Below are 26415 nucleotides of genomic sequence, written 5' to 3'. Positions count from 1 at the left end.
TCGTCCCAGGAACCGGCGCCTCAAAGCGGATTTTCGGCGTAGAACTCCAGCACCCGCTGCTTGAAGGTCTTGTCCCCGACGGCCAGCATATGGTCGCGGCCCTCGATGTAGAAGGCCCTGGCGCTGGGCATCAGCGCCGCGAGCTCGTCCGGCGATCCACCAATGTCGTCGATGGTACCGACCGCGATCAGCGTCGGCTGTGCGATGCGGGCGATGTCGTCCTCACCAAGCAATTCCCGCGACGTGGCGATGCAGGCGGCAAGCGCCTGGCGGTCGCTGCGGGTCTGGTCGGCGAAGGCGCGAAAAGCGCGGCCGCGCGGATGGGTGGTCGCGGACGGATCCTCGGCAAGAAGGGCGGCGGCGATCGGATCCCAATCGCCGACCCCATCGATCATGCCGATGCCGAGGCCGCCAAAGACCAGCGTCGCCACCTTGTCCGGATCGGACAGCGCCAGGAAGGCCGCGATGCGCGCGCCCATCGAATAGCCCATGACATGGGCCCGCTCGATACCGAGATGATCGAGCAGGGCTGCCGCGTCCGAAGCCATTTTCGCGGGCGTATAATCGGCCTCGTCGTAACTCTTGGATGACGCGCCGTGGCCGCGATTGTCGAAGGCGATGGCGCGATAACCGGCATCGTTGAGCGTCTTGAACCAGCCGGGCGACACCCAGTTGACATAGTGGCTCGAAGCAAAGCCATGAATCATCAGCACCGGATCGCCCGCGCCCGAGGCCGGCTGGCGGTCGAGGAAGGCAAGATCGAACCCGTCATGGGAAAAAAACTGCATGGGAGGTGATCCCCGGCTCAGTCGGAGTCGACGTTCGGAGAATCGCCCTTGTCGGCGGGCGGCATGCCAGGACCCGATGCCGTGCCGATTGCCGGATGGCGCAGCAGATCGCCGTCCGCGATGCCGTCCCTGGCGGCAGTGCCGGCCTTGAGTTCGAGCACGAAGCGGACCGGCTCGCCCGGCGACACGATCGCCTCGGATTGCGGCTCACCCTGCTTGATCGCGCGGATCCTGCCGTCCTGGCCGACAAAGATCAGATCGAGCGCCATCGGCGTGTTCTTCATCCAGAAACTGACGTCGCGCGTCTCGTCGAAGACGAACAGCATGCCATGATTGGCGGCCATGTCCTCGCGAAACATCAGGCCGGCTTCCCGCTCGGCCTCGGTATCGGCGACTTCGATCGAGAAGGAGCGTTTGCCATTCTTGGTCACGGCAACCAGCGGCGCGGGATCAACTGGAAGGATCATCGCCCGGCCATCGGCCGCGCTGGGTACCTGGAAATAGAAGAATGCGGCGGCGGCGACCATGACGGCAGCCACGGCGCACATCACGCCCGCCGTCAGCCCGTTCCTGTGTGTCATATGAAATCCTCGGCCGGTTCGCCCTAGTGCGAGACCGGCAAGGTGCCCATATCGGGGTGAATTTCGGCGGCCATAAGGCCTTTGTCACCGCGGCCGAAACGGACAAGCACGACCTGCCCCGGCCGAAGCTCGGTGATGCCGTAGCGCCGCAAGGTCTCCATATGGACGAAAATGTCCTCGGTCCCCTCGCCGCGCGTCAGGAAGCCAAACCCCTTGGTGCGGTTGAACCATTTGACCAAAGCGCGTTCGAGCCCGCTCTCCGGCGTCACCGCGACATGGGTGCGCTGTTCCTGCATTTCCGCGGGATGGACGGCGGTGGTGACATCCATGGAAAGCACACGGAAGGCCTGCAGCCCGCGCTCGCCTTGCTTCACAAGACAGACCACGCGTGCGCCTTCCAAGGCTGTCTGGAAGCCGTCCCGTCGAAGACATGTCACGTGGAGGAGGATATCGCCCGAAACACCGTCATCGGGAAGGATGAAGCCATATCCCTTGGCCACATCAAACCACTTGATGGCACCGGCGATTTCGGCCAAGTCGGCGGCGTCGCCGCCTTCGTCGCGCGTCAAGGCGTCGCCAAGGGTATTGGCCCGCCCGGTCAAAGAGGCCTTTTCCCCCATAAGAATGCCCCCTTTATTCAAGAACACCGCAACTGATTCTTGATACCAGATTAACACCGCGGCTTCCGGTGTGTGCAAGAGCTGACGTGCCTTTTTTCACGGTTCATTGCGGGAATACCGGATTTGTTCTTTGCCGGCGCCGCCTGACGCCGGACGATTGCCCTTTGACCGGGCCGACCCTATGTTGCGCCGCAACCCAACAGATCGAGGAAAACACATGCGCTATCTGCACACCATGGTCCGCGTCGCCGATGTCGATGCTTCGCTCGATTTCTACTGCAACAAGCTCGGGCTGAAGGAAGTTCGCCGCTATGAAAACGAGCAGGGCCGCTTCACGCTGATCTTCCTGGCCGCATCCGAGGACGAGCAGAGCGGCATCGCCGACAAGGCGCCGCTGGTCGAACTCACCTACAACTGGGATCCTGAAGACTACAAGGGCGGGCGCAATTTCGGCCACCTTGCCTACGAGGTAGACGACATCTACGCCACCTGCCAGCGACTGATGGACAATGGCGTCACCATCAACCGGCCGCCGCGCGACGGCAACATGGCCTTTATCAGGTCGCCGGACGGCATCTCCATCGAGCTTCTGCAGAAAGGCCCCGCCAAGGCCAAGGCAGAACCGTGGGCGTCGATGGCGAACACCGGAAGCTGGTAATCGATCACCCTTTTGGAGTGACCGGCGGCCACTCCGTGATGTTTCGCTTGGTGGTGCCTATCTATCCGGCTATGGCGCCTGCCGTGAAAAGCGGCGCCACGTCACGAGATTGAGCTTCGGAGAACCCCCTTCATGCCGACCAGCCATGCCAATGTCACCACGGCGCACGCGAGCCGCTATCTGCAGCAGTTGTGCAAACATTGGGCGCACAAGTTTCCCGTCGAGTTCGACCCCAACCATGGCGTCATCGACCTTTCACTCGGCCGCACGGTCATGGACGCCGACGGGGCAGCGCTGCACATCACGGTATCGACCGACGAAGCCGCTTCGATCGAGCGGCTCGAAAGCGTCGTTGCCGACCACATCAAGCGCTTTGCGTTCCGCGAAGAACTGGCCTTCGACTGGAAACGCGCCGAGGCGGCATAGTTCGTTCATGCGTGTCGCCGCCGCGCATTTCCGGCGAGACACCTGGATCAATCGCTATCGGACTTGCGCGCCATCTCCAGCAGCGCCAGGACCGAGCGCCAATTCCGGGCCGTGCCCGGCACTTTCAACGTGCGTGGAATGAGGTTGGCAAACACCGATTTGCCAAGCCCGTGCGGCGCGCTGAGATAAAGGACGTCGCCCTTGACCTCGAAGCGCTCGGGCCCGATGCATTTTTCGGCCAGCCGCGCCACCTCATCGGCGGTCGGCTCACGCTCCAGCGCGTAGGCATGGAGCTTCGTGTGGTCGGCGGCCACTTCCGGATAGGGATTTTCGCGCACCAGCCGTTCGAACCATTCGAAATCGCGCACCATGATGCGCGAATGGAAACCCCATTTTGCCTCGAAAGCCGCCTCGATTCGCTTGGTCAGCGCCGCCGCGTCGCCCTTGTCGGACCGGAATACGGCATTGCCGCTCTGCACATAGGTGGAGACGGCAGAAAAGCCGAGATCCTCGAAGAACGACCGCAGCTCGGCCATCTTGACGATGCGGTTGCCGCCGACATTGATGCCGGAAAACAGGGCGATGAAGACCTTTCCGCTCATATGATGAAACCCGCCAGTGTTTCGTTGTCGGTGATGTCCTGATACTGGACGCCCTCGGCCTCGAAATTCGCCTTGAGCAGATCGAAATTGCGGCGATCCTTGGTTTCGATGCCGATCAGAACCGAGCCGAAGTTGCGCGCCGACTTCTTCAGATATTCAAAGCGCGCGATGTCGTCATCCGGACCCAGCATTTCGAGGAAGTCGCGCAACGCGCCCGGCCGCTGCGGGAAGCGGATGATGAAGTACTTCTTCAGGCCTTCGAAGCGCAGCGCCCGTTCCTTGACATCCGGCAACCGCTCGAAATCGAAATTGCCGCCTGACACCACAGCGACAATGGTCTTGCCCCGGATTTCCTTCCTCGAAAAATCCTTCAGCGCATCGATCGCCAACGCGCCGGCGGGTTCCAGGACAACGCCTTCGACGTTGAGCATCTCGATCATGGTCGCGCACAGCCGGTTTTCCGGGATCAGCCGCACGCTGTCGGCGGCAAACTCCTTGAGATAGCGCAAAGGTTCGCGGCCGATCTCGGCAACCGCCGCGCCGTCGACGAAGTTGTCGACCTTGGCGAGCCTCAGCCGTTTTCCGGCCGCAAGGCTCTCGCGCAGGCTCGGCGCACCGGCCGGCTCGCAGAAGACGAACCGCGCGTCGCGACCCTGATCGGCGAAATAGTGCGTCACCCCGGCAGCCAGACCGCCGCCACCCACCGGAAGCATGACGATGTCGGGCATGCGCCCGCCCGGCATCTGGTCCGCGATTTCATAGGCGACCGTTGCCTGGCCCTCGATGATGTCCTTGTGGTCGAACGGTGGCACCATATGGGCACCGGAGCTTTCGGTGAATTCGAAGGCGGCGCGGTAGCAATCGTCGAAAAAGTCGCCGACCAGCCTGATCTCGACGAAGTCGCCGCCAAACAGCCTGGTCTTGTCGATCTTCTGCTGCGGGGTGGTCACCGGCATGAACACCACGCCCTTCTTGCCGAAATGGCGGCAGACGAAGGCAAAGCCCTGCGCATGGTTGCCTGCGGATGCACAGACAAACAGCTCGGCTTGGTTGCCTTCGCCAAGCGCCTTGCGGAAGAAATTGAACGCGCCACGGATCTTGTAGGACCGCACGGGGCTCAAATCCTCGCGCTTCAACAGCACCCGCGCGCCAGTCTTTTTCGACAGATAGTCATTTTCCTGCAGCGGTGTCTGCGGGAAGATCTGGCGGATCGCGGAGGCGGCGGTGGCGACGCGCGCGGAAAAGCTGGTCATGGCAAGATCATCCCGGATCGCCCGCGGGCGAGTTAGACAATAACCCTATTACACATCCGGAACCCTATTACACATCCAGCTCCGCAAGACCATTGCCCGGTCGAGCCCGTGCCTGCAACGGCGCCTTCCCGAAATGCTTGCAAGCACTTGCGAATGTTTGTTCACGCTTTTTGATCGAGCCTAGCCGGGCATCGTTGGACGCCCGAAGTCGACATCCGGCGGGATGCAGGCCCCTGCCTTCCGCCACGTTGCGGCCTTCCTGCCGCTTTGGCTTTCGCGCAACACTGCGATGACCGTCACGAGGCGCCGACCGCATTTTGGCTGGACATGACTTACTTCCGCCGCACTTCGCCTGCTGGGGAGATATCGCGGAGGGTGGATGGCCCTTTTTGGGCTCGATCGGAATTTTTGACGTGCATTTGAAGACGATTTGCATTCTAGCGCTCGCCTTGCTGGTGGCAGGCTGCGGCGGCCGCAAAACCGAGGAACTGCTCGGCAGCGCGGTCATGTCCGCGCCGGTGACGGAAATCGCGGGCAACCACTCGATCTTCATCGCCACGACGCGCAAGAAATCCGACGATCCCAACAAGGTTTTCGACGGCGAACGCTCGGCGACGCTGAACTACGCCCGCGTCAACGTCACCGTTCCGGGAGTCCACACGACCGGCCAGATCGAGCGTCGCTCACGCGGCAAGTCGGATGATCCGGCCAAATATTTCATGGCTTCCGAGGTCGTCGGCTACGATACCCAACCGAAATTCTCCAGCGCGCTCAACGCCGACATCGCGGCGCGCGGCGGCCGGGTGATGGTCTTCGTCCATGGCTACAACACCGGTTTCGACGACGCCGTCTATCGCCTGACCCAGATCGTGCATGATTCCGGCTATCCCGGGACACCGGTGTTGTTTTCCTGGGCCTCGGGTGCCAAGACCACCGACTATGTCTATGACAAGGAAAGCGCCAGCGCCGCCCGCGACCAGCTCGAAGTGACCCTGCGAATGCTGCAGCAGTCCGGTGCGCGGCGCATCGACATTGTCGCGCATTCGATGGGAACCTGGGTGACCATGGAAACGCTGCGCCAGATGGCCATCAGCGGCGACCGCGACCTCGGCGGCAAGCTTGGCGATGTGGTGCTGGCCTCTCCCGACATCGATGTCGATGTGTTCAAGAGCCAGATGCGCCGCTACGGCAAGCCCGACAAGCCGTTCATCCTGCTGTTGTCGGACGATGACCGGGCGCTCAGGCTCTCCGGCCTGATCGCCGGTTCGCGGCCGCGCGTCGGCGACTACAAGGATGCCGCCGATCTTGCCACCTATGGCGTGACGGTAGTCGATCTCTCAAAGGTCAAGGGCAGCGACAGCTTCAACCATACGAAATTCGCCGACAATCCGGCCCTGGTGAAGATGATCGGCCAGCGGCTGCGCGAGGACGATGGTTTCGCCAGCGATCGGGACGTGACCGACCGCATCAGCCTGCTTGGGCAATAGATGCGGCGCAGCGGATTTCGCCGTGCACCATTGCCGAGCCATCAATCCACTTTGAACTGGACCGCGCCGGCCTCTGGCCTTATCGGAATAGTCAGTGACGTCATGCGTTTGACGTCCCCGCTGCGGGAGCCGACGTGTGACTGTGCGTTTGAAGGGTTTGCTCGTCCTCGCATTTGCGCTCGCCATCGGCGGCTGCGCCGGCCCTACGCATGACCTCCTCAACAAGACCACCATCGCCGCACCGGCTTCGGACATCGCGGCCACGCATGAGATTTTTGTTGCGACGACGCGCCAGAAGGCAACGAAGGATCCGCGGCAGGTGTTCGATAGCGATCGTTCCCTGACCACCAGCTATGCCCGTGTCGACGTCACCGTTCCGAGGAGCCATCAGGTCGGCGCCATCGAGCGGGCCAAGGGGACCGCCAACAGCAATCCGGCCAAGGACTTCACAGCCAAGGATGTCACCTACTATGAAGGCGCGCCGCAATTCGCCAAGGCGGTCGGCGCCGACATCACCATGCGCGGCGACCGCGCGCTGGTCTTCGTGCATGGCTTCAACAATGGTTTCGACGACGGCATCTACCGGCTGACGCAGATCGCCCACGACACGAAATATCCGGGTACCCCGGTGCTGTTCTCATGGGCCTCGAGCGCCAAGACAACAGGGTATCTCTACGACAGGGACAGTGCCAATGCCGCGCGCGACGACCTCGAGGCAACGCTCAGGATGCTTGCCAAGACTCGGGTCAAGAGCATCGACATCATCGCCCATTCAATGGGCACCTGGTTGACGATGGAGGCGCTGCGCCAACTCGCCATCACCGGCGACCGGGATCTCGGCGGCAAGCTCGGCTATGTCATCTTGGCCTCGCCGGACATCGATGTCGACGTGTTCAAGAAGCAGATGATCCGCTACGGCAAACCTACCAAGCCCTTCGCCATCCTGCTTTCAGGCGACGATCGGGCCCTGAAGCTGTCGTCCCTCATTTCTGGCGACAAGCCGCGAGTCGGCGATTACGGCAATGCGGCGGACCTCGCCTCCTATGGCGTGGCCGTGGTCGACCTGACCAAGACGAAGGGCGGCGACGGCGGCCTCAACCACGCCAAATTCGCCGACAACCCGTTCCTGGTGCAATTGCTCGGGAACAGGCTGCGCACGCCGGCCGGCCTGGCCGCGGACGAGGACCCGGCACAGCTTAGCAATATCGGTCAGGGCCTCGGAAAGGTCGTCGGCTCCGCCGCCGAAGTCATCATCACGACGCCGTTCAAGGTGCTGACCATCGCCACCGGCGGGTAGACAGCCAAGAGCGGACGGCTGGCCTCAGACGAACAGATCGACTTTCTGGAACGTCGTCACGTCGATCAGCCCGACGTCGGAAATCCTGAGCTCGGGAATGACCACCAACGCCAGCAGCGAGTGCTGCATGTAGGCGTTGTTGAGGGAGCAGCCCATCTTGCGCATCGCCTCGGTCAGTTTCTCAGCCTTGGCGGCGACGATCTCGGCGCGCTCGTCCGACATCAGCCCGGCGATCGGCATTTCGACCAGTGCCAGTTCCTTGCCTCTGGAGAACAGCACGACGCCGCCGCCGACTTCCCCCAGCCGGTTCACGGCCAGCGCCATGTCCTGCTTGTTGGTGCCAACGCAGATGATGTGATGGGCGTCATGGGCGACGCTGGAGGCCATGGCGCAGTCGGCCATGTAACCGAAACCGGAGACGAAGGCATTGGTGACGCCACCCGTGCCCCTGTGCCGCTCGACCAGCGCGATCTGGCATATGTCGTTGCGGCGATCCATGGCGACCAGCCCATCCTCGACTGGCAGGTCGGCCTCCAGCGCGCGCGTGGGTGCCTGGTTCTCGATGACGCCGATCACCCGCACCCGCACTTCGTTGGCGCCCTTGGGTGCCGCGACATCGAAATCGCCGGCCTTCAGTTTCTTGCCGAGCTTGACGGTGTTCTTCGCCGTCTTCGGATAATCATAGGCCGGAATATCGATGTCGAGCTTGCCGCCCTTGGCCAGCCTGACGCCGCGCGCATAGACCTCGTCAATGCTCATTGCGGTGAGATCGGAGACGATCAGCAGGTCGGCCAACCGCCCCGGCGCGATCGAACCGATCTCACGTTCCAGCTTGAAATGAAGGGCGGTGTTGAGCGTTGCCATCTGGATCGCGGTCACCGGCTTCAACCCCTGTTGGATGGCGTGGCGCACCACCCGGTCCATGTGGCCTTCATGGACCAGCGTGCCGGAATGGCTATCGTCGGTGCACAGGATGAAATTGCGCGGATCGATGCCGCTCTCCGTCACAGCCTTGATCTGCGAGGCAACATCGTACCAGGCCGAGCCCAGCCTGAGCATCGCCTTCATGCCCTGGCGCACGCGGGCGATGGCGTCCTCGGCGCGCGTGCCCTCGTGGTCATCCTCGGGTCCGCCGGCGACATAGCCGTGGAACGGCAGACCAAGATCGCGCGAGGCATAGTGGCCGCCGACCGTCTTGCCAGCCTTGACCGTCGCGGCGATCTCGCCCGACATCACCGGATCGTTGGCGGCGACGCCAGGGAAATTCATCACCTCTCCAAGTCCGATGATGTTTTCCCAGGTCATCGCTTCAGCGACATCGGCGACCGTCAGCTCGGCGCCGGCATGTTCAAGCCCGGGCGCCGAGGGCACACAGGACGGCATCTGCACATGCACGTTGATGGGCATGGCCACCGCCGCGTCATGCATCAGCCGCACGCCCGGCAGGCCCAGCACATTGGCGATCTCGTGCGGATCGATGAACATCGAGGTGGTGCCGTGCGGGATGACGGCGCGGCAGAATTCGGTGACCGTCACCATGCCGCTCTCGACATGCATGTGCGCGTCGCAAAGGCCGGGCAGGAGATAGCGTCCGCCTGCGTCGACCACCTTGGTGCCCTGCCCGATCGTGTGGCTGGCATTCGGCCCGCAATAGGCGAAGCGGCCGCCAGATATGGCGATGTCGGTGCCGGCGATGATCTCGCCCGAATGGACGTTCACCCAGCGCCCGTTGCGGATCACGAGATCGGCGGGTTTGCGGCCCATCGCGACATCGACCAGATCGGTCGCCATTTCGGTCCACGGTTTGGGTTTCGTCGCACGGGCGGGCGGCTTCCTGGCCATCAAAGACTCCTGTTTGCCCGACTGTGCCAAGCCGACGGCGTTTTGGCCAGCGAGGAAGCGTGGATTTGCCCGGAGATCGCCGGATCGGCGCCGAAGCTGACCTCAACTATTCCTCGATCGACGGCACAGCGGAATTCGGCGGGCCCGGAATGTCGTAGGCGATTGATCGTGTGCTGGTCTACGGCATAGGCGGCGTCGCCCTCGCCGGCGTCGAGACGTCGCAAGATGCGGGCACCGCCTTCTCAGACACACGCACCACCGTCGGCTGGACCGTCGGTGTCGACGTCGATTACGCGCCGACCGACAAGTTCTGAGAGTCGCCACCGCGTTGCTCAACAAGCAGCGCGCAGACCGATCTTGCCGGAAGTGGGGGGCGGCCGGCGTCCCCAGTGGGCGGGGGAATGGGTTGGGCCTGAGAGGCGCCGGCCATGGCGGATCAAGTCCGCCGCGCAGATATTTACCGATGCCCACGGCGCGGATAATTCCGTGATCGCGCCAGTATCGTTGCGCGATCTCCTCTGGGTTGCGTGTTCAGGCACCGCAGAACACGACTTGACGGGCTGTGTCTGGCATCTGAAAAGGGCTGGGCTGCGGACGTGGCGGAATTGGTAGACGCAAGGGACTTAAAATACGGCTCCGGCAATCCCGATGTGTCCGTAAAGGTCCCGACCAGCTCGGTTTTTCGGTAATTGTCTAATCTCGATAGCCGCTTGCGTACCTCTACGTCCCTGCCCCTCATCGCCCGTCCGGTGCCAATTGCGGTGCCAATTTTTTCCTGCGAGTATCTGCATGAGGCGCATCAGCGGGTTGCGATAGCACCGATGCCGGTGGCGAGGGAAGGGGTTTGTAATCCCCAAAGTCATCGCGACAGGGTTTCAGAATTGGCAGACTGTTGCCTGCGCGGCCATACTTGTTGGGTGTCGCCCAGGCGCCCGCTCCGCGCCTTTTCCGCAAGCCCGCGCTTCTGTTGCCTGCGGCATATGCGCGGCCTTGTCAGTATTTCGATTGCTCCCGGCGTGGCATTTGTCGCATTCTATTTGTTGCGCCTGGTCGTGAGCGCATCGCCCAGGTCGTGCTTGTCGGGATCCTTCAGGTTTTCGCCCGCTGCGTCACGATCTTCAGCCGGATCATCCTTCGCCGGCAAATAACCGCGAGGACGGTTTTCCGGCGGGCCTTCCCAGCGTGGCTTCTGATCGGTGCTGCCGGGAGGGCCATTGTCGCGTGAGGTCATATAATCTCCCTAGATTGTGGAGATCTGGATTGGTCAACCGTGTTTGACTTGCCTGGTCGACGGCCCGCATCTCCTGGAACGGGATGCTGCCCAACCAGCCACCGAGCGAGTTGTTCCAATCGCAGGCCAGATAATCAGCATCCACATTCCGACAACGAGGTATCGACAGGGGAGACTTGCCGCTGCTAGGCCCAGCCGGTCGCGCTCTTGAAGGAACAAGCTAGCCGACGCTAAACTCGACCTCTCGAAGCATGTCGGAGACGGTGATGAACGGTGGAGCAAAAGAGGGCTTGCCCGCCTGCGCCGAACGCTGGGCGCTCGCCCTGACCGAGCGCAGGAGCGTCAACGGGAGCGAGGATGAAGCATCGTTCGGGCCATGGCTTGCCGGCAAACTTCGCCAAGAGACAGCCTTTCGCCATGCGGAAATCTGGACGATCGAGGTCGAGCCCGGAGACGGCCGACACTGCGTGGCGATGCTGCTGCGCGGAGGTGGCCGGGCCACTGTGGTGCTGACGGGACATTACGACACCGTCACGACGCGCGACTATGGCGAGCTTGAGGAACTCGCGACCCGGCCGGGCCTGCTCACGCCTGCGCTCGGCAAGACCCTGGCCACAGCCGAGACGGCCGCCGCCCGACGCGCACGCGTCGATTTTGCCTCCGGAGAGTTTCTCGCCGGACGCGGTCTGCTCGACATGAAGGCGGGCCTTGCCGCGGGATTGGCCGTCTGCACGCAATTCGCGGAGAGCATCAATCCGGCGGGGAACATCTTCTTCCTCGCCGTACCCGATGAAGAGAACAACTCGGCCGGCGCGCGCAGGGCGGCGCAGGCTCTTCCTACCATCGCCGACGAATGCCAACTGGAATTTGCGGCCGCGATCAATCTCGATGCGATCGCGGACGATGGCGACGGCAGTAAGAGGCGAATCATCGCGCTGGGCACTGTGGGCAAGCTGCTGCCGACGGCTTATGTTGTCGGCGTTCCCGCCCATAGCGGTTTTCCGCTGAATGGCTTGAATGCCGCGACGCTGGCTGCCGCGATAGCCACGCGTGTGGAATGGGCGCCGGAGCTGACCGATCAGTCCCGGTCGGAGCCCGGCACGCCGGCGAGCCTGCTCAGCATTCGCGACGGCAAGGCCGGCTATGACGTGACGACACCGGCAAGCGCCTATGCCAGCTTCAATGTACTGAGCTATCGCAGGACACCCGGCGAGGTGTTCGACCGGTTCGAACAGCTTTGCGCACAAGCGGCTTCGACTTGCCTGGGCGCTCTCAAACAGCGGCTCGGCCCGGGTAACGAGCCGGCCGCTATCGACGTAGTCGACAACATTGCCCTATACCGTTACGAGGCTGTCGCTGACCGCCTCGATGGGAAAGCCATATCCAGGGTTGGCGCACTGGGCGCGTCGCTCGCGGCCAGTGAACTTTCGCTACCTGAACAATGCCGGCTTGTCATCGAAGAGGCATGGCGGCTGAGCCGTTTGTCAGGTCCGGCGGTGGTCATAGGCTTTGGCTCCATACCTTACCTGCCAACGAACCTGTCGCAGACCCCCGCAGCCAGAAGGCTGCGCGCGATTGCCGGCGACATTGCCGCCAACGCAGACGGACTCTACGGCTGTACGATTGCTTGCGCCGATTATTTCGCCGGCATCTCCGATATGAGCTTCTTTGGTGAAGCGGCAGAATCCTCGCTCGATGTGGTCGCCCGCAACACGCCTATGTGGAGCGACGGGGTGCGCTGGCCCGCGCACCGAGGCCTTGCCAGTATCCCGACGATCAATATCGGCCCGTGGGGGCGTGATTATCACACGCCGCTCGAACGGCTGCACACTGGGTATGCGTTCAGCGTCCTGCCACGTGTTCTCAGCCAAACCTGCAGGGCCCTGCTCAACGCGGAGTGACGCAGCCCCGCCTCATATCCCTGCGTGGGCAAGGGCACAGGCCGGTTCCCGCCCGAGTTCAGGGCTTGGCTGGCTGCGTGGGCTGGGTGCCTTGCTGATCCCCGCCGGAGCTCGTCTGAGGCGTCGGATTGCTGTCGACTTTCGGATTTTTGTCGACAGGCTGACTGTTCACCGTATCGGTCTTGGACTTGGCCGGATCCGCGTTGTTCTCATTGCACCCAGCCAACGCGAAGAGCGCCGCAATTAGCAGAATCGTTCTCATTTCAAGTCCTCCTGACCTGCTTTCGGCACCACGTCGGACCAACGTCCCGTGCGGTCGAAGCGAACCGACAGGCCCTGTTTCATTGCCTTCCTGGCCAGCATGAGGTCGAGTTCCGCATCATTGACGGGGCTGCGCATGACCGACCGGATGGCATTGCAAGCCAGTTCCGTCGAGACGAAGTCACAGGTTTTGCTTCTGGCGACGACATACTGCTCGATCAGTATATCAACGCGCCTGAGGGCGATGTCTTGCGCATACTGCATCCGCGGCTCCCTTTGCCGCCGAACTGTCGGCCACGAAGGTTGTTCCACCTTGCCCGAGAAAACTTGTCGACCGGGAGCGCGTCGTCGGACGCGGGCAACCGACCACGGAACAATCCTGGCTTGGGATGGTTGGGGGCGGCGGTCAGGAGCGGAGGATATGATGACGGCAACTAAACTCGCGGTGGTAACCGGGGCCTCAAGCGGCATCGGCAAGGAACTTGCCAAGCTCTGCTCGAAGGCCGGTTATAACCTTGTCATCGCGGCCGATGAGCCGGCGATCAAGCAGGCGGCAGAGGCGCTGTCTTCGCACGACGTGGCGGTCGAGGCGCTTGAGGTCGACCTGGCAACCGTGGAGGGCGCCGACAGATTGGTGTCGCGGATCGGAAATCGGGATATCGACCTGCTCTTTCTGAATGCGGGGCGCGGCCTGGGTCACGGCTTCGTCGACCAGGACTGGAACAAGATCCGTCGCATCGTCGACACCAATATCACCGGAACAATTTATCTGGCCCATCAACTGGCCGCGAGGATGGCCAGGCGCGGACGCGGGCGTATTCTGTTTACCGGATCGATCGCCGGCTTCATGCCGGGCACGTTCCAGGCAGTCTACAACGGCACCAAGGCGTTCATCGATTCTTTCGCCATCGCGCTACGGCACGAATTGAAGGACACCGGCGTCACCGTGACGGTGCTGATGCCCGGTGCGACGCAGACGCGGTTCTTCGAACGTGCCGAAATGATGGACACCAAGGTCGGCACCGACGAGAAGGACAATCCGGCCGACGTCGCGCGCGCCGGCTATGACGCGTTGCTGGCGGGCGAGGAACAGGTCATCAGCGGCTGGAGGAACAAGCTCCAGGTGGCAGCCGCCCATGTCACCCCGGCTGGCACCCTGGCTGAACAGCACCGCAAGATGGCCGAACCGGGATCGGCTCCGAAAGGCTGACTTGTCGACGACACGCCGAGGCCGTCGGCCGACACCCGGGCGGCCCCGCATCTTTCCACATCCACCGGCCGACGCGATCGCATCGGCCCTTCCAGCCCAGGGAGCAACATGATGAAAGCCCTCACATGGCACGGCAAAGGCGATATACGCTGCGAACAGGTAGCCGACCCGGCAATCGAGGACGACCGCGACGTTATCATCAAGGTGACGTGTTGCGCCATATGCGGATCGGACCTGCATCTCATGAACGGCTATATGCCGACCATGAAGTCGGGCGACGTGCTCGGCCATGAAACCATGGGTGAAGTGGTCGAAGTCGGCAAGGGCCATTCGAAGTTCAGGAAAGGCGACCGCATCGTGGTGCCTTTCAACATTTCCTGCGGCGAGTGCTGGTTTTGCAAAAGCGGGCTGTTCTCGCTGTGCGACAACTCCAATCCCAATGCCAAGGAGGCGGCCAAGGTGATGGGACAGTCGCCGGCCGGCCTGTTCGGATACTCGCATCTGGTCGGCGGCTACTGGGGTGGCCAAGCCGAGTATCTGCGCGTTCCGTTCGCCGATGTCGGCCCCATCAAAGTGCCCGACGGGTTGGATGACGAGCAAGTGCTGTTCTTGTCCGACATCTTTCCGACCGGCTATATGGCGGCTGAGAATGCCGGCATCGAGCCGGGCGACACGGTGGCGATCTGGGGCTGCGGTCCAGTCGGCCAATTCGCCATCCAAAGCGCATGGATGCTCGGCGCCGGTCGTGTCATCGCCATCGACAAGGTTCCCGAGCGGCTCGCCATGGCCCGCGACCACGGCAGGGCCGAGACGCTCGATTTCAGCAATTCCGACATCTATGACGCCCTGATGGCGATGACCGGCGGTCGTGGCCCGGACCGCTGCATCGATTGCGTCGGTACCGAATCCGATCCGGGCGCCAGCTTCGACGCCATGGTCGACAAAGTGAAGGCAGCCGTCTATCTCGGCACCGACAGACCGCATGTGCTGCGCGAGGCGATCTACTGCTGCCGCAAGGGCGGTACGGTCTCCGTTCCCGGCGTCTATGTCGGACTTCTCGACCATATCCCGTTTGGCGCCGCCATGAACAAGGGGCTCACCTTCCGGATGGGTCAGACACATACGCAGCGCTACCTGGAACCGCTCCTGGCCAAGGTTCAGGAGGGCGAGATCGATCCCTCCTTCGTCATCACCCACAGGGCGGATCTCGACGCCGGTCCCGACCTCTACAAGACCTTCCGCGACAAGCAGGATGGCTGCATCAAGGTGGTAATGCGGCCTCATGGCTGAGACTGAACCAGCCTTTCCACCCAAGAATGACCTGATGCCGCAAAACCCGCCATCCGGTCGCCAAGTGCCAGCGGCTTTCCATCGCGGAGGGGACGAAACCGATACCGACGCCGGAGCCCGCCGGTGGCCCCAAGACCGTCGGCCCCTACCCTATAGTCAACACCACACGACAATCCCGCTGCCAATCGCAGCATCGGCCGAAAGCGTCAGGCCGGCGCCACGCCGCGACCGACGGATGAACCGATTGACTGACACTTCCGGCCCCGAGGATACCGATACCTTGGAAGCCATCCCGGGCAACGCCGCCTAACGGCGACGACCTGAAACCCTCTGCCTCGGCCGCGGCGCCGGGCGACGGAACAAGCTGGGACCAAATCCGTTGTGCCGAGGACGGACGGTGTTCAGTGACCAAGCGTTTGACCGAAAGAAAGCCGGTTACGGCGACAGGTTTGGGCTCGGTGTCGACCAGGCGCCTGCAGGCCGCGCAGGATGAACGGTCTTGCCAAACAGGCAACGTCCGTTCTTGATCAAAGAAAGGATAGTGGGGTGCGCAATCTGCGAGGCGTGCGGCTTCTTATCGTCGAGGATGAATGGTTGCTGGCCGACGACCTTGCACGCTATTTCAGCAATATGGGCGCGGTGATTCTGGGCCCGGCGGCCACGCTCGAACAGGCCGCGATACATACGCAGACGGCCGAGGCGGCGATCCTGGATATCGACATCAACGGCCGCCGGGTATCCCCTATCGCAGACCAATTGCTCCGGCGGGGCGTGCCCTTCGTGTTCTTCAGCGGCGTAGGCGATATCACCATTCCTGAGCATCTGCGTTGTGCCAGCAATCTTTGGAAATCCTCCACCAGCAAGGAAGTCTCCAATGCCTTGTTCCCGCCGTTCTCGCGCGACGACGACAAGCCGACCTCTCCCGACGACGTGTTCGCGCTTCTGCCCAAGCTGAGGCTGGCGGCGCGTTTGCTACTCGCAGACGTCAACGCTTCCGATCGACTGGTCGAGAGGACGCTCGAATTGGCGCTCCGCGATATCGACCAAAGGCAGGCCGGGCTCTCCACCGAGGATTGGCTGAACCGCGTCATGCACAATGTAGTCAGTTCCGGCGGTGCCGGCCTTCTGAACTGAGGCTGCAATGCCGCGACGCGCTACCGATCTATCCGTGCGCCGCGGACCGAGGCTGTCGCTCTAATACGGTCACGCTTGACGAATTTTTTGAAGCGGCTGGTCTTACCGGCGCCGGTCTTGGCCCGATGAAGAAACGCCAGATCATGTCCTCGAAGATACGAAAGAACTCTTCCCATTCGATAGCTACGAATGATTCTTCCGGTTCGCCGAAATCGATGCTTAGAACGCCACCTTCTCGCCGGCCGCGCACCCGGCTGGCCTACCTTTCCGCTCCTCTGCCTATTTGCGGATGTCGTCATGTCGATTGTCGTCTGCGCTTCGGACATAGGAGGTCTCCTGTCGATTTCGGTGCCGCCACGTTCTGCCTTCCCCGTGGCGTCGAGGGTGCCTAACACCATCCCGACGGCGGTGTTCCAGGAACAATTGCGACCGGCATCCGTTGGTGGCCATCAGCGATTGAGAGGTCCCGCATGGTTGCGCCACGAGCCGCTTGGAAAGGTTTTTTGAAGGTCGGATCCGTCACCTGTGGCGTGAAGATAATTGGCGCCACCAGCGAGGCCTCCAGGATCCATTTCAAGATACTCAATCGCAAGGACGGGCTGCCGGTCAAAAGTGCCTATGTCGATGAAGCAACCGGGGAGGCCGTTGATGCCGAGGATCAAGTGAAGGGTTTCGAAATCGACACTGACGACTACGTCCGCATCGAGCCTGACGAGATCAAGAAGCTGAAGCTTACCTCAGCCCATACATTGGAGGTCGGCGAATTTGTCGAGTTGGGCGATATCGACACACGCTACCTTGAAAAGCCCTATTACCTGATCCCCGCGGACGGCGCGGCGGCCGAGGCCTTTGAAGTGATCCGCAAGGCCATGGAAAAGAAAAGGGTCGCTGCCCGCTCTTGTGTGGTCCTCTATCAGCGCGGTCGTGAAGTCCTGATCCAGCCCTTCGGCAAAGGCATGCTTCTGACCGAGTTGCGCAGCGACAGCGAAGTAATCTCCGAGCAAAGCGTTTTCAAGGAGATCAAGAAAGTCGAATACGATTCCGACCTTACCGAAATCGCCAGCCTGCTTATCGAAAAGAAAGTGACCAGGTTCGATCCCTCGAAATTTGAAGACACTTACGAAGATGCGCTGATCGCGATGATCGAAGCCAAGCGCAAAGGCGAAGCGCCGCCAAAATCCGCTCCCCGGCCAAAGGAGAACGTCGTCAACCTTGCCGAGATATTGCGCAAGAGCCTAGCGCAGGAGGGCAGCGGGTCGCGGAAGGGCAAAGCTACCGCCTCCAAGAAGAGATCGGCCTAGTTGCCACCATCAATCGTAGCCGCGGATGTAGGTCGTTCGCGCATGCCGGACCTCCTTGCAAAGCGGGACGCGTGCCGTCACACTGGACGCGAAGAGATCGACATTCCTCAGAGGCGACGATGCCCCGCTCGAGCCAGACCACCCCTCCCACTGGTATCTTGGTGGATTTGAAAATCGCTTCACTCCTGACCGCGATCGAACAGGAGAAGGTACCCGATCGGTTGATCCGACTTGCCGTCGAATTGCAGAACGCGCTTGTCGAAAAGCGGCGGCGGGAATTGACAAACTGATCCACGGGGAACTCGGCCCTTGGACAATCGCTGGATAATCCCATCAGGGATGATGGTCGGTGCCGAGATCAAGCTGTCCGTCCGACAAATGTGCTCGCCGTTCCACCAGTGTCTTGAGTGACCTTTCGCCGAGTGATTCCAGCACGCCGGCGCGCGCCCGATTGAGCCGGCTTTTGACCGTCCCGATCGCGCAGCCGCATATATCGGCGGCTTCCTCATAACTAAACCCCAGCACTCCGATCAGCATCAGGATCTCACGCTGATGTTCGGGCAGCTGCTGAATGGCACGGTGAACCTCCCTGCTCTGGACGGACCATTCCTGCGTGGCTTCCGAAATCGGGCGTAAGGACGCGCAATCGAGGAGACCGGGCGCCTCCCGGACGGCGGCTTTTATTCGGGTGTAATACGTGTTGCGCATGATGGTGAAGAGCCACGACTTCATGCGTGTTCCGGGTTCGAATTTGTCGGTATTGGCAAGCCCCTTAGTCAGTGTCTCCTGCAAAAGGTCGTCGGCGTCATCGGGGACACGGCAGAAGGTTCGCGCGAAAGCCCGGAGGGCGGGTATAAGATCGACGATGGAATTCTCTTCGTTCGGCTTGTTGACCAACGCATAGCGTCCGGATGACAACGATCCAACTCCCAAACAGTACGAGTGTGAATGCAGCCTAAGCTTAATGCGCGGCTGTTTGGTTCGTTCCGCCACGCCTTAAGCTCCGGCGAATAATGTCCGGGCCGAAGCGTCGGACGACATGGCGTCGCCAGCAGCGCTTTTGGAACAAGGCTGGGTACGGGGAGTTAGGTGCCGTGACCGGCCAGCCGGGGCACAACATCGAACCGGCGAAATGGGCCGAGGCTCCGGGTCGGCGGAGTGCAAATTGCGGTTCTACTCTCGCAGGCATGTGAATGGAGCGCGCCTAGGCGGATTCCATCCGATCCTGACCTACAGACCGGACCTGACTCCATTGATTTCCGGTATCAAGGAACCAACTCGCCGTTCGCCGGTTCGGTCGCCATCCACCGGAGAGACAATTCGGCATGTCCAACGCAGCAGAGATACTCATCGAGACACTGATCGCATGGAATGTGGAGGTGGTGTTCGGCCTTCCGGGAGATGGCATAAACGGCATCATGGAAGCGCTTCGCACAAGGCGCGGAAAAATAAAGTTCATCCAGGTCAGGCATGAGGAATCGGCTGCGTTCATGGCATGCGCCTATGCAAAATGGACCGGAAAGCTGGGCGTCTGCCTGGCCACATCGGGCCCCGGCGGCACACATCTCTTGACCGGGCTCTACGACGCGAAGCTTGACCAGGCGCCAGTCCTGGCAATCACGGGAATGCAGTTTCACGATCTGATCGAGACGTTCACCCAACAGGATGTCGACCTCACACGCGTGTTCAACGACGTTGCGGTCTACAATGTTCAGGTCTCCGACGCCGCCCATATGGAAAACGTCGCCAGTCTCGCGTGCCGCACCGCTTTGGCACGCAAGGGCGTTGCTCATCTTTCGATTGCCAGCGACACCCAGGAACAGGAGAGCGAGCCGACGAAACGCTCCAAGCGCAATCGTCCCGAGCACACGCCGCAAAATATGTTCACAGGCCATATGGTGGCGCAAGACGTCGAGTTGGACAAGGCAGCAGCCGTTCTCAACGAGGCCCCGCGCGTGGCGATCCTGGCCGGCCGTGGTGCGCTGGGGGCGGCAAGCGAACTGGAGCGAACTGCCCAGCTGCTGCAGGCGCCGGTGGCCAAGGCCCTGCTCGGCAAGGCGGTGCTGCCGGACGATCATCCCTACACGACCGGTGGCATCGGCATTCTGGGAACACTGGCATCGCAGGATATGATGGAGAACTGTGACGCCGTGCTGATCGTCGGTTCGACTTTTCCATATATCGAGTACTACCCCAAACCCGGACAGGCCCGGGGCGTCCAGATTGATTGCGACGCGCAACGGATCGGCCTGCGCTTCCCGGTAGAGGCGGGGCTCGTCGGCGATGCGGCCGAGACATTGCGCGCGCTCAACCGGCGGCTGACGCAGAAGCCTTCCAATGAATTTCTGCTGCGGGCGCAGGACAACATGGGCAAGTGGCGCGAAATGATGCGGCAGTCCGAGGACGCGCAGGCCCATCCCGTAAAACCACAATTGGTCGTCCGCGCATTCGGAGAAAGATTGGCCAGCAATACGGTGCTGGCAACCGATTCAGGCCAGAATACCGAACTGGCGGCACGCCATGTCGACTTGCGCGAGGGCCAGGCATTTGGCCTCTCGGGCGCTTTGGCGTCGATGTCCTGCGGGCTAGCCTACGCAATCGCCGCCGGGATCGCATTCCCTGGCCGACCGGTCGCCGCCATCGTCGGTGACGGTGGCCTCGCCATGCAGCTCGGCGAATTCTCCACCGCGGTGCGTTACGGCGTTCCGCTGAAGCTTCTGGTCCTCAAGAACAATATGCTCAACCAGATCGCGTGGGAGCAGATGATGTTTCTCGGCAACCCGCAATTCGGCTGCGAACTGGCGCCGATCGACTTTGCCAAGGCGGCCGAGGCAATGGGCGCAAAGGGGTTGCGCATCGATCGGGCCGACCAGATCGAGGCTGTTCTGGACGAAGCGTTCGCCGTCGACGGCCCGGTGATAGTCGAGGCGCTTGTCGATGCCTATGAACCGATGATGCCGCCCAAGATGCCGTCCCACTATGCCAGGAATTTCCGGAAGGCCCTGCCGCAGACGCCGGGCCACGAACAGATCGAAGAGAATATCGCCCGGGAGCCCGCCAGATCTATGATGGATGTCTGACGGGTGCGGGTCCAACAAGGAGAATCCGCCATTGCGCTTTTTCGCGGCACTTGTGATTTCAGTTCTGTTTCAGCTGTCGCCCAGCCATGCTCAGACTGCGGGGCCGCGGGCAGCGGGCGACTTGTCCCTGCCCTTGGATCCGTTGGATCAGGATGCGCCAGATCAGGGTCAATTCGATTTCAGCAACGGGTTTACGCGGGTCGCCATCATCTCCATTGACGACCTTCCCCCGGACGTCAAGATGCAGGCCGAGCGTATCGTTGCCCAGACCACCGCGGATGACCTGCGAGCCTTGCAGAACTCGATCGACGGGTCCCAGCAGGCAACGGCGGCGCTAACGCAGAATGGGCTGAACTCCTCCCAGGTCATCGCGGCCAACGTCGATGGAGACGGTACGCTTACGCTGGTCATTCAGACCACGACATAGAGATCATCCGGAGTTCGAGCCATGGTCACTTCCCGATGCTCAACCGGCAGATTGGATGGGCCCATCACGGGCTACATGCCGCGATCTGGAACATATAGGCAGTACGAGCGCTGGGGCTTGGCGTCCCCGCCGGGCTTGCATTCGTGAAAATATTCATCGTGCGAGCGTTTGATGCGGTGATCGCTGTAGGGGATCAATTCTCCGGTCGACAGCTGATATCCGTTCCGGGTTTCCTTCACGTCCGAAGCAGGCGCCTGGTAGCAGTCGACACCCGAACAGCAGGAGCTGTCATATTGCCATCCGGCCGGGGCCTGGTGGGCGGCGGCCGGAACGACGTGGAACGCCAGGGCAAGAACCGTAGCCAGCGTGCGCCGGGAACCCTGGCTCGATGTTCCTTGCAGGGGCACCGGCGTTCCTTGATCCTTGGACCTTCTGCTCATTGCCGTTGACCCCTATTGCGTGAGGCCTGATGCACGTCGATCGACCCAAGCTATCCCGGTGGCTTCCGGAGCCCGCTGCCCGGGGGGAGAGGCAGCGAGCCACTGGGGACTGACCGGAGGGGGGAAGGCATCCGGCCGCGTCCCTAACAGCGATCATGGCACAATGTTCCAGCGGTTTCCGGTTTCGGCGGAACGCATCTCAATGTGCCCACAACTGCCGCCGCAGCCACGCAGCGATCCTGTTGCCGGTCAAGATCCTGCGGACCCGCGCAGAAACCCACCCTGCCTGCATGGTGGAGCCGACATGACAGCTGCACACGATATCGTGCAATTGCCAGTCGGAGAGTTCGAAGAAGCGCTTGGCTTCGCCGTAGCTGTCATTGCTCAGGCCGCATGCACGCAACAGCGAATCTTCGAACGCGACCGTGATCGGCGAGCCTGCGGCGCGCGCTTCCTGCCGCACCGAGGCGCGCATGTGTTCGGTGCCGGTAAGCGCGGCGAGGCATCGCGACGGGTTCTCCCCGAGAAGGTCGGCCCAACGTTGCAACCTCTGCGTCCTGGTCATGCGCGGGGCAGGCACCGAGGCGTTTACCTCAGCGATCGCCTGCAATTGATCGAGTGTCTGGTGTTTCATGGCTGGCTCCTGTTGCTCGCTCCAGCATCCTTCGCCGGAATCTCGCGGTAAGGTGCGGTCGTGGAAGCCCGCGCCGTCCTGAGGGAAAGAGGCGCGGGCCGATCTGGTGTTTCCACCGATCTTCCGCAGACACCACGCGGCGGCATCTGAAGCGATCCAGAACTGCCAGCGTCGACCAATGTTCCACGCCCGCGTGTATTATTTGCATGATCTTGCCAAGGACGGCCGGGCCTCCGAACCAATCACCCGCCGGCTGACCCGTCATTGAATTCTGCGGCTCGGACGGCGCATGTCAGGGACGACGCAAGCCGAGGACGAGGCTGGTCAACGTAGCGGTCGCGCAAGCCACTGCAACCAGCGTCACGATCCCGGCGGAGTTGCCTGTACCAAATGGGTCGACGTCTTTCGATGGCAACTCACCTGTCGCAGGCACGTCCCCGTGCGCCAGCGCGCCCAGATCCGATCTGCTGCCGTGCCGAACCGAGTAGGCGCGCGTGAATTCCGCACCGAGAAGAAAAATTTCCGCTGAATAGTAGACCCACAACAATATGACGAGGAGACCGCCGGCGGCTCCGTAGGACGACGCGATGGCGCTGGAGCCGATATACCAGCCAATAAACGATTTTCCGACAGTGAACAGAAAAGCAGTGACGACAGCACCGATGCCGACATCGCGCCATGTCAAGTTTCGATCGGGCAGGATTTTGTAAATCGCGGCGAACATCATCGAGATCAGCACGAACGACGAGACCAGATTGATGGCGGCGAGGATCAGGGCGCCAAACGGCATGTGAGCGTTGATGATATCGCCTAACACCGCGATCGCCGCGCTGGCCGCGAGCGATACGAGCAGCATGAAACCCAGTGCAGCGACCAGGCCCAGACTTGCCGCCCTTGCACGCATAAGGCGCGACAACGAAACACCCTGCGGTTCAACCTTCCATATCGTGTTCAGCGACTGCTGCATCTCGCCAAAGACACCTGAAGCGGTTACGAGCAAGGTGGCGATGCCGATCAGCGCCGCCAAGGTCCCGGACGATTTTCGGGACGCGCTTGCCAGTACGCTCCGCAGGAGGTCTGCGCTTTCCGGCCCCATCAGACCCGACAGTTGGGCAGACAAGGCCACTTGGGCGGCCTCGTGACCGAAAGCAAGGCCGGCGATCGCGACGACGATGAGCAGTATCGGCGCCAGTGACGTCGTGGCGTAGAACGCAATCGCAGCGCCGTGGCTTAGCGCATTGTCGTTGACAAAGCCCACGGCACTTTCGCGCACCAGGTTCCAGGTGTCCGTGATCAGGGGTCGCATGGTCGAGACCGTAAGCCGTGCCTGCAATGGCGTTCACTAGCAATGCGCGCGGACTGCCTATGTTCCCGTTGCCGGCGATGTGGTCACTTCAAATGCGCCTCGCGGCCGATGCCAACATTGCGCTGCTTTCGCATACGGCCAGGCGACAACCGCGTCATCCTCGTCGCTTTCCCTGAATCCGATGCGGTTCGGCTTCGCCTGTCATCTGGGAGAGTTCGGTCATCGGACACAGCAAACGCGGCCGCTTCGGATCGGAGATATCGAGCATATCCCAAGGGATGCGATAGAAGCCATCGCGCCGCCGCAGCCTGAAAAGATCGAGCAATGCCGAGCCGATAGAGAAAGCAGAAAGCCGCTCCAGCGCGGCATAGATGCCAACGTGAAATTCGGTCACCACGAGATCGCCGCCCACCTGTTCGGCGTGTATCTCCTCTATATGGCCTACGCTTTTGCCGCGTAGCGACAGCACGCGCCTGCCGGCAAGATGTTCGAGGTTGACGGTGGTGGTCATGCCTACGCCCCCGGTATGCGACCGATGAAATGATCGCGCAGCCAATCCTGCCAGTCGAAGATCGACGTCTCGCGCCCGTCGATGTCGAACTCGATATCGAGCCCGATATCGCGCACCTTCTTCCAGGAAATCCGGTGCGGCTCGCTATGGCGGTCTCCCCCAAGCCACGCGGCAAGCCGGGCTGCCCAGCGACCGGGCCGTGCGCCGAGGCGACGCGCAAGGGTGATCGAGCCGAGCTCGGCCGCGACAATCCGGGGCGGCTTTCCGGGCCGCAGCTCGGCAACCAGCCCGTCGACCTTGCCGATCTTCACTCCCTTCCGGTCGAGTACTTGTTTGTCGAGGACATCGCGCAGCAAGTTCATCATACGTCTCCGAATATCTGCAGCGGAATCGTCACCACCGCGAGCACGAAGGCGAGCGTGATGATGAAGATGACGGCGGCGTTTGAGACGATGCCGTTGCGGTGCGCGCCGACATAGCGCTCGTCGTTGAGCAGAAAGAGGAATGGAACCACGGTCAGCGGCAGGCTGGCGGCCGTTAGCGCCATCGAGAATATGGTGAGCTTGAGCGGGTCGAGTCCCAGCATGATGGGAATGGCGGCCAGAAACAATGAAACGGTATAGACGGTGCTGAACCCGGGATCGTCACGCGGTTTGAGATCCTCACCCCAATCCCAGCCGAAACCTTGCGCCACCAGATAGGCCTGTTGCAGCCCGACTTCGACCGCCGCGCCGAAGCAGGCAATGCCGAGCGAAGCGACGAACAGCACAAAGCCCCAAAAGCCGAATATCGGTATCAGCATCAATGGCAACTGATGATAATCATCCACCTGCACGATGCCATTCGTTGCAAGCACGAGCGCGGATACGATCAGCACGCTGACCGAGATCGTGCCGCCGAAGGTCATGCCGAGCCAGGCAATCGCCCTGTTGACCCCAAGATAGCTCTTGTCCCATTTGTCCTCGATCGCTCCCGAGGAATAGAACATGAACAGGTATGGCGATATCGAAGCACCAAGAATGCTGACCGCCATGAACCAGTAGTTTGCCGCGTCGTGCGCCGGCAAAGAGGGCACGGCGCCAGCCGCGACCGCCTTCCAATCCGGCTTCAGCATGACCGCGCCGACGACGAAACACAGCGTCACCAGACCGAGGATCGAGACGCCTTTCTCGATCAGGCCGAACGTGCCTTTCCAAAGCATCAGCCATGCCAGCAGGGCAGCCGGCAGTGCCCACCACTGAAAACCGATGCCGGTGGCCAGTTCCAGCGCGATCGAAACGCCGCCGATCTCTGCCGACATCACCAGGAAGTTGACCAGCAAAGTCGCGAGCAAAGGCCACAGGAAAACTTGAAAGCCAAACCTCTCCCGAATTCCGTCGGCAATCGTGTGCTGGCTCACAGCGGCAAACCGCCCGGCCATCTCGACGAGAAAAATGATGCAGAGCGTGCCGAGAACCACTGCCCATATCAGGTGGAAACCGAAGGTCGCGCCGGCCTGGGCGGCAGTCGCCATCGACCCCACTTCGAGAAAGCCGCCAACGCTGGTAACGACGCCGAGCGATATTTCCAGAAGCTTCTTCATGGTTTCGGCGCAAAATATCTGGCGTAAGCGGCAGCCAGGGCGCGGGCAGCCGCCTGAGCGTCGTCCTGTGCGTTTCGCACCTCGGAGCGACTGCCGGTTTGCAGCCCCGCTTCGGCCCGCGCGACCGCTTCAGACATCCGGCCCACGGCGGCGGCCAACGCGGCCTGTTCGGCAGGTTCGGCTGATCCGACGGACCGGAGTTGCGACTGGACGTCGGAAAGCGTCTTGCCGACGGATTGCAACGTGCGGACCGCATATCGGGACGGCGCCTCGCCTGCCGCCCAGACATCGAGCGTCATCGCGACCGTCTGGGCCGCCGATGCGGCGGTTCGCGATTGCTGGTCGATCTGATCGGAAGGCGAACATGCGGTGCAAATCGCAAGCGTCAGCAACCACATGGGGCCAAGAGGGCCAGCTTGGCCTTTGCCGTCGATTGCAAGGCATTGGATGCGCCACACGGTAAGCTCCCCGCGCCAGAGACAAGCATCCGGCGTTTTGCCTTGACCTAGCGCGCCGCGACAGTGCGTCAACGGGACCGAAGTCCTGCAGGCCC

29 protein-coding genes and 1 pseudogene are annotated in these 26415 nt (G+C 61.9%); 12 read left to right on the top strand and 18 right to left on the bottom strand.

Annotated features, from left to right (window positions below; all coding sequences use genetic code 11):
* Window positions 1–20: 20 nt before the first annotated feature.
* The 3 genes from EN808_RS08215 to EN808_RS08205 are packed head-to-tail and all read right to left on the bottom strand — an operon-like array spanning window position 21 to window position 1989.
* Complete coding sequence (locus EN808_RS08215) at window positions 21–788, bottom strand: alpha/beta hydrolase (protein ID WP_127869425.1); 768 nt, start codon at window positions 786–788, stop codon at window positions 21–23.
* A 17-nt stretch (window positions 789–805) separates the two neighbouring features.
* Complete coding sequence (locus tag EN808_RS08210; protein WP_135864208.1) at window positions 806–1369, bottom strand: DUF192 domain-containing protein; 564 nt, start codon at window positions 1367–1369, stop codon at window positions 806–808.
* A gap of 23 nt (window positions 1370–1392) precedes the next feature.
* Window positions 1393–1989, bottom strand: a complete 597-nt coding sequence (locus tag EN808_RS08205; RefSeq protein ID WP_127869719.1) for a cold-shock protein — start codon at window positions 1987–1989, stop codon at window positions 1393–1395.
* Between the two features lie 217 nt (window positions 1990–2206).
* Here EN808_RS08205 and gloA point away from each other — a divergent pair, with 217 nt between their 5' ends.
* Together gloA and EN808_RS08195 are read left to right on the top strand one after the other, a co-directional pair.
* Window positions 2207–2647, top strand: coding sequence for a lactoylglutathione lyase (gene gloA, locus EN808_RS08200; protein ID WP_127280045.1), 441 nt, complete (start codon window positions 2207–2209; stop codon window positions 2645–2647).
* A gap of 132 nt (window positions 2648–2779) precedes the next feature.
* Window positions 2780–3073, top strand: coding sequence for a DUF2218 domain-containing protein (locus EN808_RS08195; protein WP_127869427.1), 294 nt, complete (start codon window positions 2780–2782; stop codon window positions 3071–3073).
* 47 nt (window positions 3074–3120) lie between these two features.
* Here the strand turns inward: EN808_RS08195 and EN808_RS08190 are convergent, their stop codons facing one another.
* Together EN808_RS08190 and ilvA are read right to left on the bottom strand one after the other, a co-directional pair.
* Window positions 3121–3675 carry a DUF1697 domain-containing protein gene (locus EN808_RS08190; RefSeq protein ID WP_127869428.1) on the bottom strand — a complete coding sequence of 185 codons (555 nt, stop codon included), beginning with the start codon at window positions 3673–3675 and terminating at the stop codon, window positions 3121–3123.
* Window positions 3672–4928 (bottom strand): threonine ammonia-lyase IlvA, encoded by a 1257-nt coding sequence (ilvA, locus tag EN808_RS08185; RefSeq protein WP_127869429.1) that lies wholly within the window; start codon window positions 4926–4928, stop codon window positions 3672–3674. The genes EN808_RS08190 and ilvA overlap by 4 nt, the downstream gene beginning before the upstream one ends.
* A gap of 413 nt (window positions 4929–5341) precedes the next feature.
* Here ilvA and EN808_RS08180 point away from each other — a divergent pair, with 413 nt between their 5' ends.
* Together EN808_RS08180 and EN808_RS08175 are read left to right on the top strand one after the other, a co-directional pair.
* A complete protein-coding gene (locus EN808_RS08180; RefSeq protein ID WP_127869430.1) occupies window positions 5342–6415 on the top strand; it encodes an alpha/beta hydrolase in 1074 nt (357 codons plus the stop codon).
* 136 nt (window positions 6416–6551) lie between these two features.
* Window positions 6552–7712: an alpha/beta hydrolase gene (locus EN808_RS08175; RefSeq protein ID WP_127869431.1), complete on the top strand. Its 1161-nt coding sequence runs from the start codon at window positions 6552–6554 to the stop codon at window positions 7710–7712.
* A 24-nt stretch (window positions 7713–7736) separates the two neighbouring features.
* On the opposite strand, the gene ade is transcribed toward EN808_RS08175, so the two are convergent.
* Window positions 7737–9554, bottom strand: a complete 1818-nt coding sequence (gene ade, locus EN808_RS08170) for an adenine deaminase (protein WP_135915524.1) — start codon at window positions 9552–9554, stop codon at window positions 7737–7739.
* A 170-nt stretch (window positions 9555–9724) separates the two neighbouring features.
* Between ade and EN808_RS36935 the strand changes: the two genes are divergently transcribed.
* A complete protein-coding gene (locus tag EN808_RS36935; RefSeq protein ID WP_245520698.1) occupies window positions 9725–9868 on the top strand; it encodes a hypothetical protein in 144 nt (47 codons plus the stop codon).
* A 719-nt stretch (window positions 9869–10587) separates the two neighbouring features.
* Here the strand turns inward: EN808_RS36935 and EN808_RS08160 are convergent.
* Window positions 10588–10785 carry a hypothetical protein gene (locus EN808_RS08160; protein WP_127280503.1) on the bottom strand — a complete coding sequence of 66 codons (198 nt, stop codon included), beginning with the start codon at window positions 10783–10785 and terminating at the stop codon, window positions 10588–10590.
* 266 nt (window positions 10786–11051) lie between these two features.
* On the opposite strand from EN808_RS08160, the gene EN808_RS08155 reads away from it, so the two are divergent.
* Complete coding sequence (locus tag EN808_RS08155) at window positions 11052–12686, top strand: M20/M25/M40 family metallo-hydrolase (RefSeq protein ID WP_189524074.1); 1635 nt, start codon at window positions 11052–11054, stop codon at window positions 12684–12686.
* A gap of 58 nt (window positions 12687–12744) precedes the next feature.
* On the opposite strand, the gene EN808_RS08150 is transcribed toward EN808_RS08155, so the two are convergent.
* Window positions 12745–12948, bottom strand: coding sequence for a hypothetical protein (locus EN808_RS08150; protein ID WP_127280505.1), 204 nt, complete (start codon window positions 12946–12948; stop codon window positions 12745–12747).
* Complete coding sequence (locus EN808_RS08145) at window positions 12945–13211, bottom strand: hypothetical protein (RefSeq protein WP_127280506.1); 267 nt, start codon at window positions 13209–13211, stop codon at window positions 12945–12947. Before EN808_RS08145 ends, EN808_RS08150 begins: the two co-directional genes overlap by 4 nt.
* 160 nt (window positions 13212–13371) lie before the next feature.
* Here EN808_RS08145 and EN808_RS08140 point away from each other — a divergent pair, with 160 nt between their 5' ends.
* From EN808_RS08140 to EN808_RS08130, 3 genes are all read left to right on the top strand, one after another.
* Window positions 13372–14157, top strand: coding sequence for an SDR family NAD(P)-dependent oxidoreductase (locus EN808_RS08140; RefSeq protein ID WP_135864196.1), 786 nt, complete (start codon window positions 13372–13374; stop codon window positions 14155–14157).
* 111 nt (window positions 14158–14268) lie between these two features.
* Window positions 14269–15447 (top strand): zinc-dependent alcohol dehydrogenase, encoded by a 1179-nt coding sequence (locus EN808_RS08135; protein WP_127280007.1) that lies wholly within the window; start codon window positions 14269–14271, stop codon window positions 15445–15447.
* A 489-nt stretch (window positions 15448–15936) separates the two neighbouring features.
* Complete coding sequence (locus EN808_RS08130) at window positions 15937–16581, top strand: response regulator (protein ID WP_127869435.1); 645 nt, start codon at window positions 15937–15939, stop codon at window positions 16579–16581.
* 20 nt (window positions 16582–16601) lie between these two features.
* On the opposite strand, the pseudogene EN808_RS36930 reads toward EN808_RS08130, so the two are convergent.
* Window positions 16602–16872 (bottom strand): annotated as a pseudogene (locus tag EN808_RS36930) (hypothetical protein).
* 179 nt (window positions 16873–17051) lie between these two features.
* Here EN808_RS36930 and EN808_RS08120 point away from each other — a divergent pair.
* Complete coding sequence (locus EN808_RS08120) at window positions 17052–17882, top strand: Ku protein (RefSeq protein ID WP_127280005.1); 831 nt, start codon at window positions 17052–17054, stop codon at window positions 17880–17882.
* Window positions 17883–18215: 333 nt separating this feature from the next.
* Here the strand turns inward: EN808_RS08120 and EN808_RS08115 are convergent, their stop codons facing one another.
* Window positions 18216–18800 (bottom strand): sigma-70 family RNA polymerase sigma factor, encoded by a 585-nt coding sequence (locus EN808_RS08115; protein WP_335930831.1) that lies wholly within the window; start codon window positions 18798–18800, stop codon window positions 18216–18218.
* A gap of 407 nt (window positions 18801–19207) precedes the next feature.
* On the opposite strand from EN808_RS08115, the gene EN808_RS08110 reads away from it, so the two are divergent.
* Both EN808_RS08110 and EN808_RS08105 read left to right on the top strand, forming a co-directional pair.
* Window positions 19208–20962, top strand: a complete 1755-nt coding sequence (locus EN808_RS08110; protein ID WP_127869436.1) for a thiamine pyrophosphate-dependent enzyme — start codon at window positions 19208–19210, stop codon at window positions 20960–20962.
* A gap of 31 nt (window positions 20963–20993) precedes the next feature.
* Entirely contained in the window at window positions 20994–21389 is a 396-nt protein-coding gene (locus tag EN808_RS08105; protein ID WP_127280194.1) for a hypothetical protein, read from the top strand.
* 71 nt (window positions 21390–21460) lie between these two features.
* Here the strand turns inward: EN808_RS08105 and EN808_RS08100 are convergent, their stop codons facing one another.
* From EN808_RS08100 to EN808_RS08070, 7 genes are all read right to left on the bottom strand, one after another.
* The gene (locus EN808_RS08100) at window positions 21461–21829 is read right to left on the bottom strand and encodes a hypothetical protein (protein ID WP_127869437.1); all 369 of its coding nucleotides are present in this window, start codon (window positions 21827–21829) and stop codon (window positions 21461–21463) included.
* 199 nt (window positions 21830–22028) lie between these two features.
* Window positions 22029–22463 (bottom strand): hypothetical protein, encoded by a 435-nt coding sequence (locus EN808_RS08095; RefSeq protein ID WP_127280192.1) that lies wholly within the window; start codon window positions 22461–22463, stop codon window positions 22029–22031.
* 292 nt (window positions 22464–22755) lie between these two features.
* Window positions 22756–23769, bottom strand: a complete 1014-nt coding sequence (locus EN808_RS08090) for a YihY/virulence factor BrkB family protein (protein WP_127280191.1) — start codon at window positions 23767–23769, stop codon at window positions 22756–22758.
* 154 nt (window positions 23770–23923) lie between these two features.
* Complete coding sequence (locus EN808_RS08085) at window positions 23924–24280, bottom strand: hypothetical protein (RefSeq protein WP_127869438.1); 357 nt, start codon at window positions 24278–24280, stop codon at window positions 23924–23926.
* A gap of 2 nt (window positions 24281–24282) precedes the next feature.
* Window positions 24283–24642, bottom strand: a complete 360-nt coding sequence (locus tag EN808_RS08080; RefSeq protein WP_127869439.1) for a hypothetical protein — start codon at window positions 24640–24642, stop codon at window positions 24283–24285.
* Complete coding sequence (locus EN808_RS08075; RefSeq protein ID WP_135915522.1) at window positions 24642–25862, bottom strand: divalent metal cation transporter; 1221 nt, start codon at window positions 25860–25862, stop codon at window positions 24642–24644. The genes EN808_RS08080 and EN808_RS08075 overlap by 1 nt, the downstream gene beginning before the upstream one ends.
* A complete protein-coding gene (locus EN808_RS08070; RefSeq protein WP_245512034.1) occupies window positions 25859–26320 on the bottom strand; it encodes a hypothetical protein in 462 nt (153 codons plus the stop codon). The genes EN808_RS08075 and EN808_RS08070 overlap by 4 nt, the downstream gene beginning before the upstream one ends.
* Between the last annotated feature and the right edge of the window lie 95 nt (window positions 26321–26415).

The sequence above is a fragment of the Mesorhizobium sp. M8A.F.Ca.ET.165.01.1.1 genome, assembly GCF_004792065.1.
Classification (GTDB): Bacteria; Pseudomonadota; Alphaproteobacteria; order Rhizobiales; family Rhizobiaceae; genus Mesorhizobium.
This window is presented reverse-complemented; position numbering and strand designations above follow the sequence as displayed.

What these genes read in the sequence shown, in the direction of transcription:
- EN808_RS08135 (WP_127280007.1), top strand. Translation starts at nt 14,269, where the DNA reads ATGAAAGCCCTCACATGGCACGGCAAAGGCGATATACGCTGCGAACAG.
- EN808_RS08100 (WP_127869437.1), bottom strand. Translation starts at nt 21,829, where the DNA reads ATGAGCAGAAGGTCCAAGGATCAAGGAACGCCGGTGCCCCTGCAAGGA.
- EN808_RS08150 (WP_127280505.1), bottom strand. Translation starts at nt 12,948, where the DNA reads ATGAGAACGATTCTGCTAATTGCGGCGCTCTTCGCGTTGGCTGGGTGC.
- EN808_RS08145 (WP_127280506.1), bottom strand. Translation starts at nt 13,211, where the DNA reads ATGCAGTATGCGCAAGACATCGCCCTCAGGCGCGTTGATATACTGATC.
- EN808_RS08210 (WP_135864208.1), bottom strand. Translation starts at nt 1,369, where the DNA reads ATGACACACAGGAACGGGCTGACGGCGGGCGTGATGTGCGCCGTGGCT.
- EN808_RS08120 (WP_127280005.1), top strand. Translation starts at nt 17,052, where the DNA reads ATGGTTGCGCCACGAGCCGCTTGGAAAGGTTTTTTGAAGGTCGGATCC.
- gloA (WP_127280045.1), top strand. Translation starts at nt 2,207, where the DNA reads ATGCGCTATCTGCACACCATGGTCCGCGTCGCCGATGTCGATGCTTCG.
- EN808_RS08080 (WP_127869439.1), bottom strand. Translation starts at nt 24,642, where the DNA reads ATGAACTTGCTGCGCGATGTCCTCGACAAACAAGTACTCGACCGGAAG.
- EN808_RS08110 (WP_127869436.1), top strand. Translation starts at nt 19,208, where the DNA reads ATGTCCAACGCAGCAGAGATACTCATCGAGACACTGATCGCATGGAAT.
- EN808_RS08090 (WP_127280191.1), bottom strand. Translation starts at nt 23,769, where the DNA reads ATGCGACCCCTGATCACGGACACCTGGAACCTGGTGCGCGAAAGTGCC.
- EN808_RS08190 (WP_127869428.1), bottom strand. Translation starts at nt 3,675, where the DNA reads ATGAGCGGAAAGGTCTTCATCGCCCTGTTTTCCGGCATCAATGTCGGC.
- EN808_RS08205 (WP_127869719.1), bottom strand. Translation starts at nt 1,989, where the DNA reads ATGGGGGAAAAGGCCTCTTTGACCGGGCGGGCCAATACCCTTGGCGAC.
- EN808_RS08155 (WP_189524074.1), top strand. Translation starts at nt 11,052, where the DNA reads ATGAACGGTGGAGCAAAAGAGGGCTTGCCCGCCTGCGCCGAACGCTGG.
- EN808_RS08095 (WP_127280192.1), bottom strand. Translation starts at nt 22,463, where the DNA reads ATGAAACACCAGACACTCGATCAATTGCAGGCGATCGCTGAGGTAAAC.
- EN808_RS08085 (WP_127869438.1), bottom strand. Translation starts at nt 24,280, where the DNA reads ATGACCACCACCGTCAACCTCGAACATCTTGCCGGCAGGCGCGTGCTG.
- ade (WP_135915524.1), bottom strand. Translation starts at nt 9,554, where the DNA reads ATGGCCAGGAAGCCGCCCGCCCGTGCGACGAAACCCAAACCGTGGACC.
- EN808_RS08130 (WP_127869435.1), top strand. Translation starts at nt 15,937, where the DNA reads ATGAACGGTCTTGCCAAACAGGCAACGTCCGTTCTTGATCAAAGAAAG.
- ilvA (WP_127869429.1), bottom strand. Translation starts at nt 4,928, where the DNA reads ATGACCAGCTTTTCCGCGCGCGTCGCCACCGCCGCCTCCGCGATCCGC.
- EN808_RS08075 (WP_135915522.1), bottom strand. Translation starts at nt 25,862, where the DNA reads ATGAAGAAGCTTCTGGAAATATCGCTCGGCGTCGTTACCAGCGTTGGC.
- EN808_RS08195 (WP_127869427.1), top strand. Translation starts at nt 2,780, where the DNA reads ATGCCGACCAGCCATGCCAATGTCACCACGGCGCACGCGAGCCGCTAT.
- EN808_RS08140 (WP_135864196.1), top strand. Translation starts at nt 13,372, where the DNA reads ATGACGGCAACTAAACTCGCGGTGGTAACCGGGGCCTCAAGCGGCATC.
- EN808_RS08160 (WP_127280503.1), bottom strand. Translation starts at nt 10,785, where the DNA reads ATGACCTCACGCGACAATGGCCCTCCCGGCAGCACCGATCAGAAGCCA.
- EN808_RS08215 (WP_127869425.1), bottom strand. Translation starts at nt 788, where the DNA reads ATGCAGTTTTTTTCCCATGACGGGTTCGATCTTGCCTTCCTCGACCGC.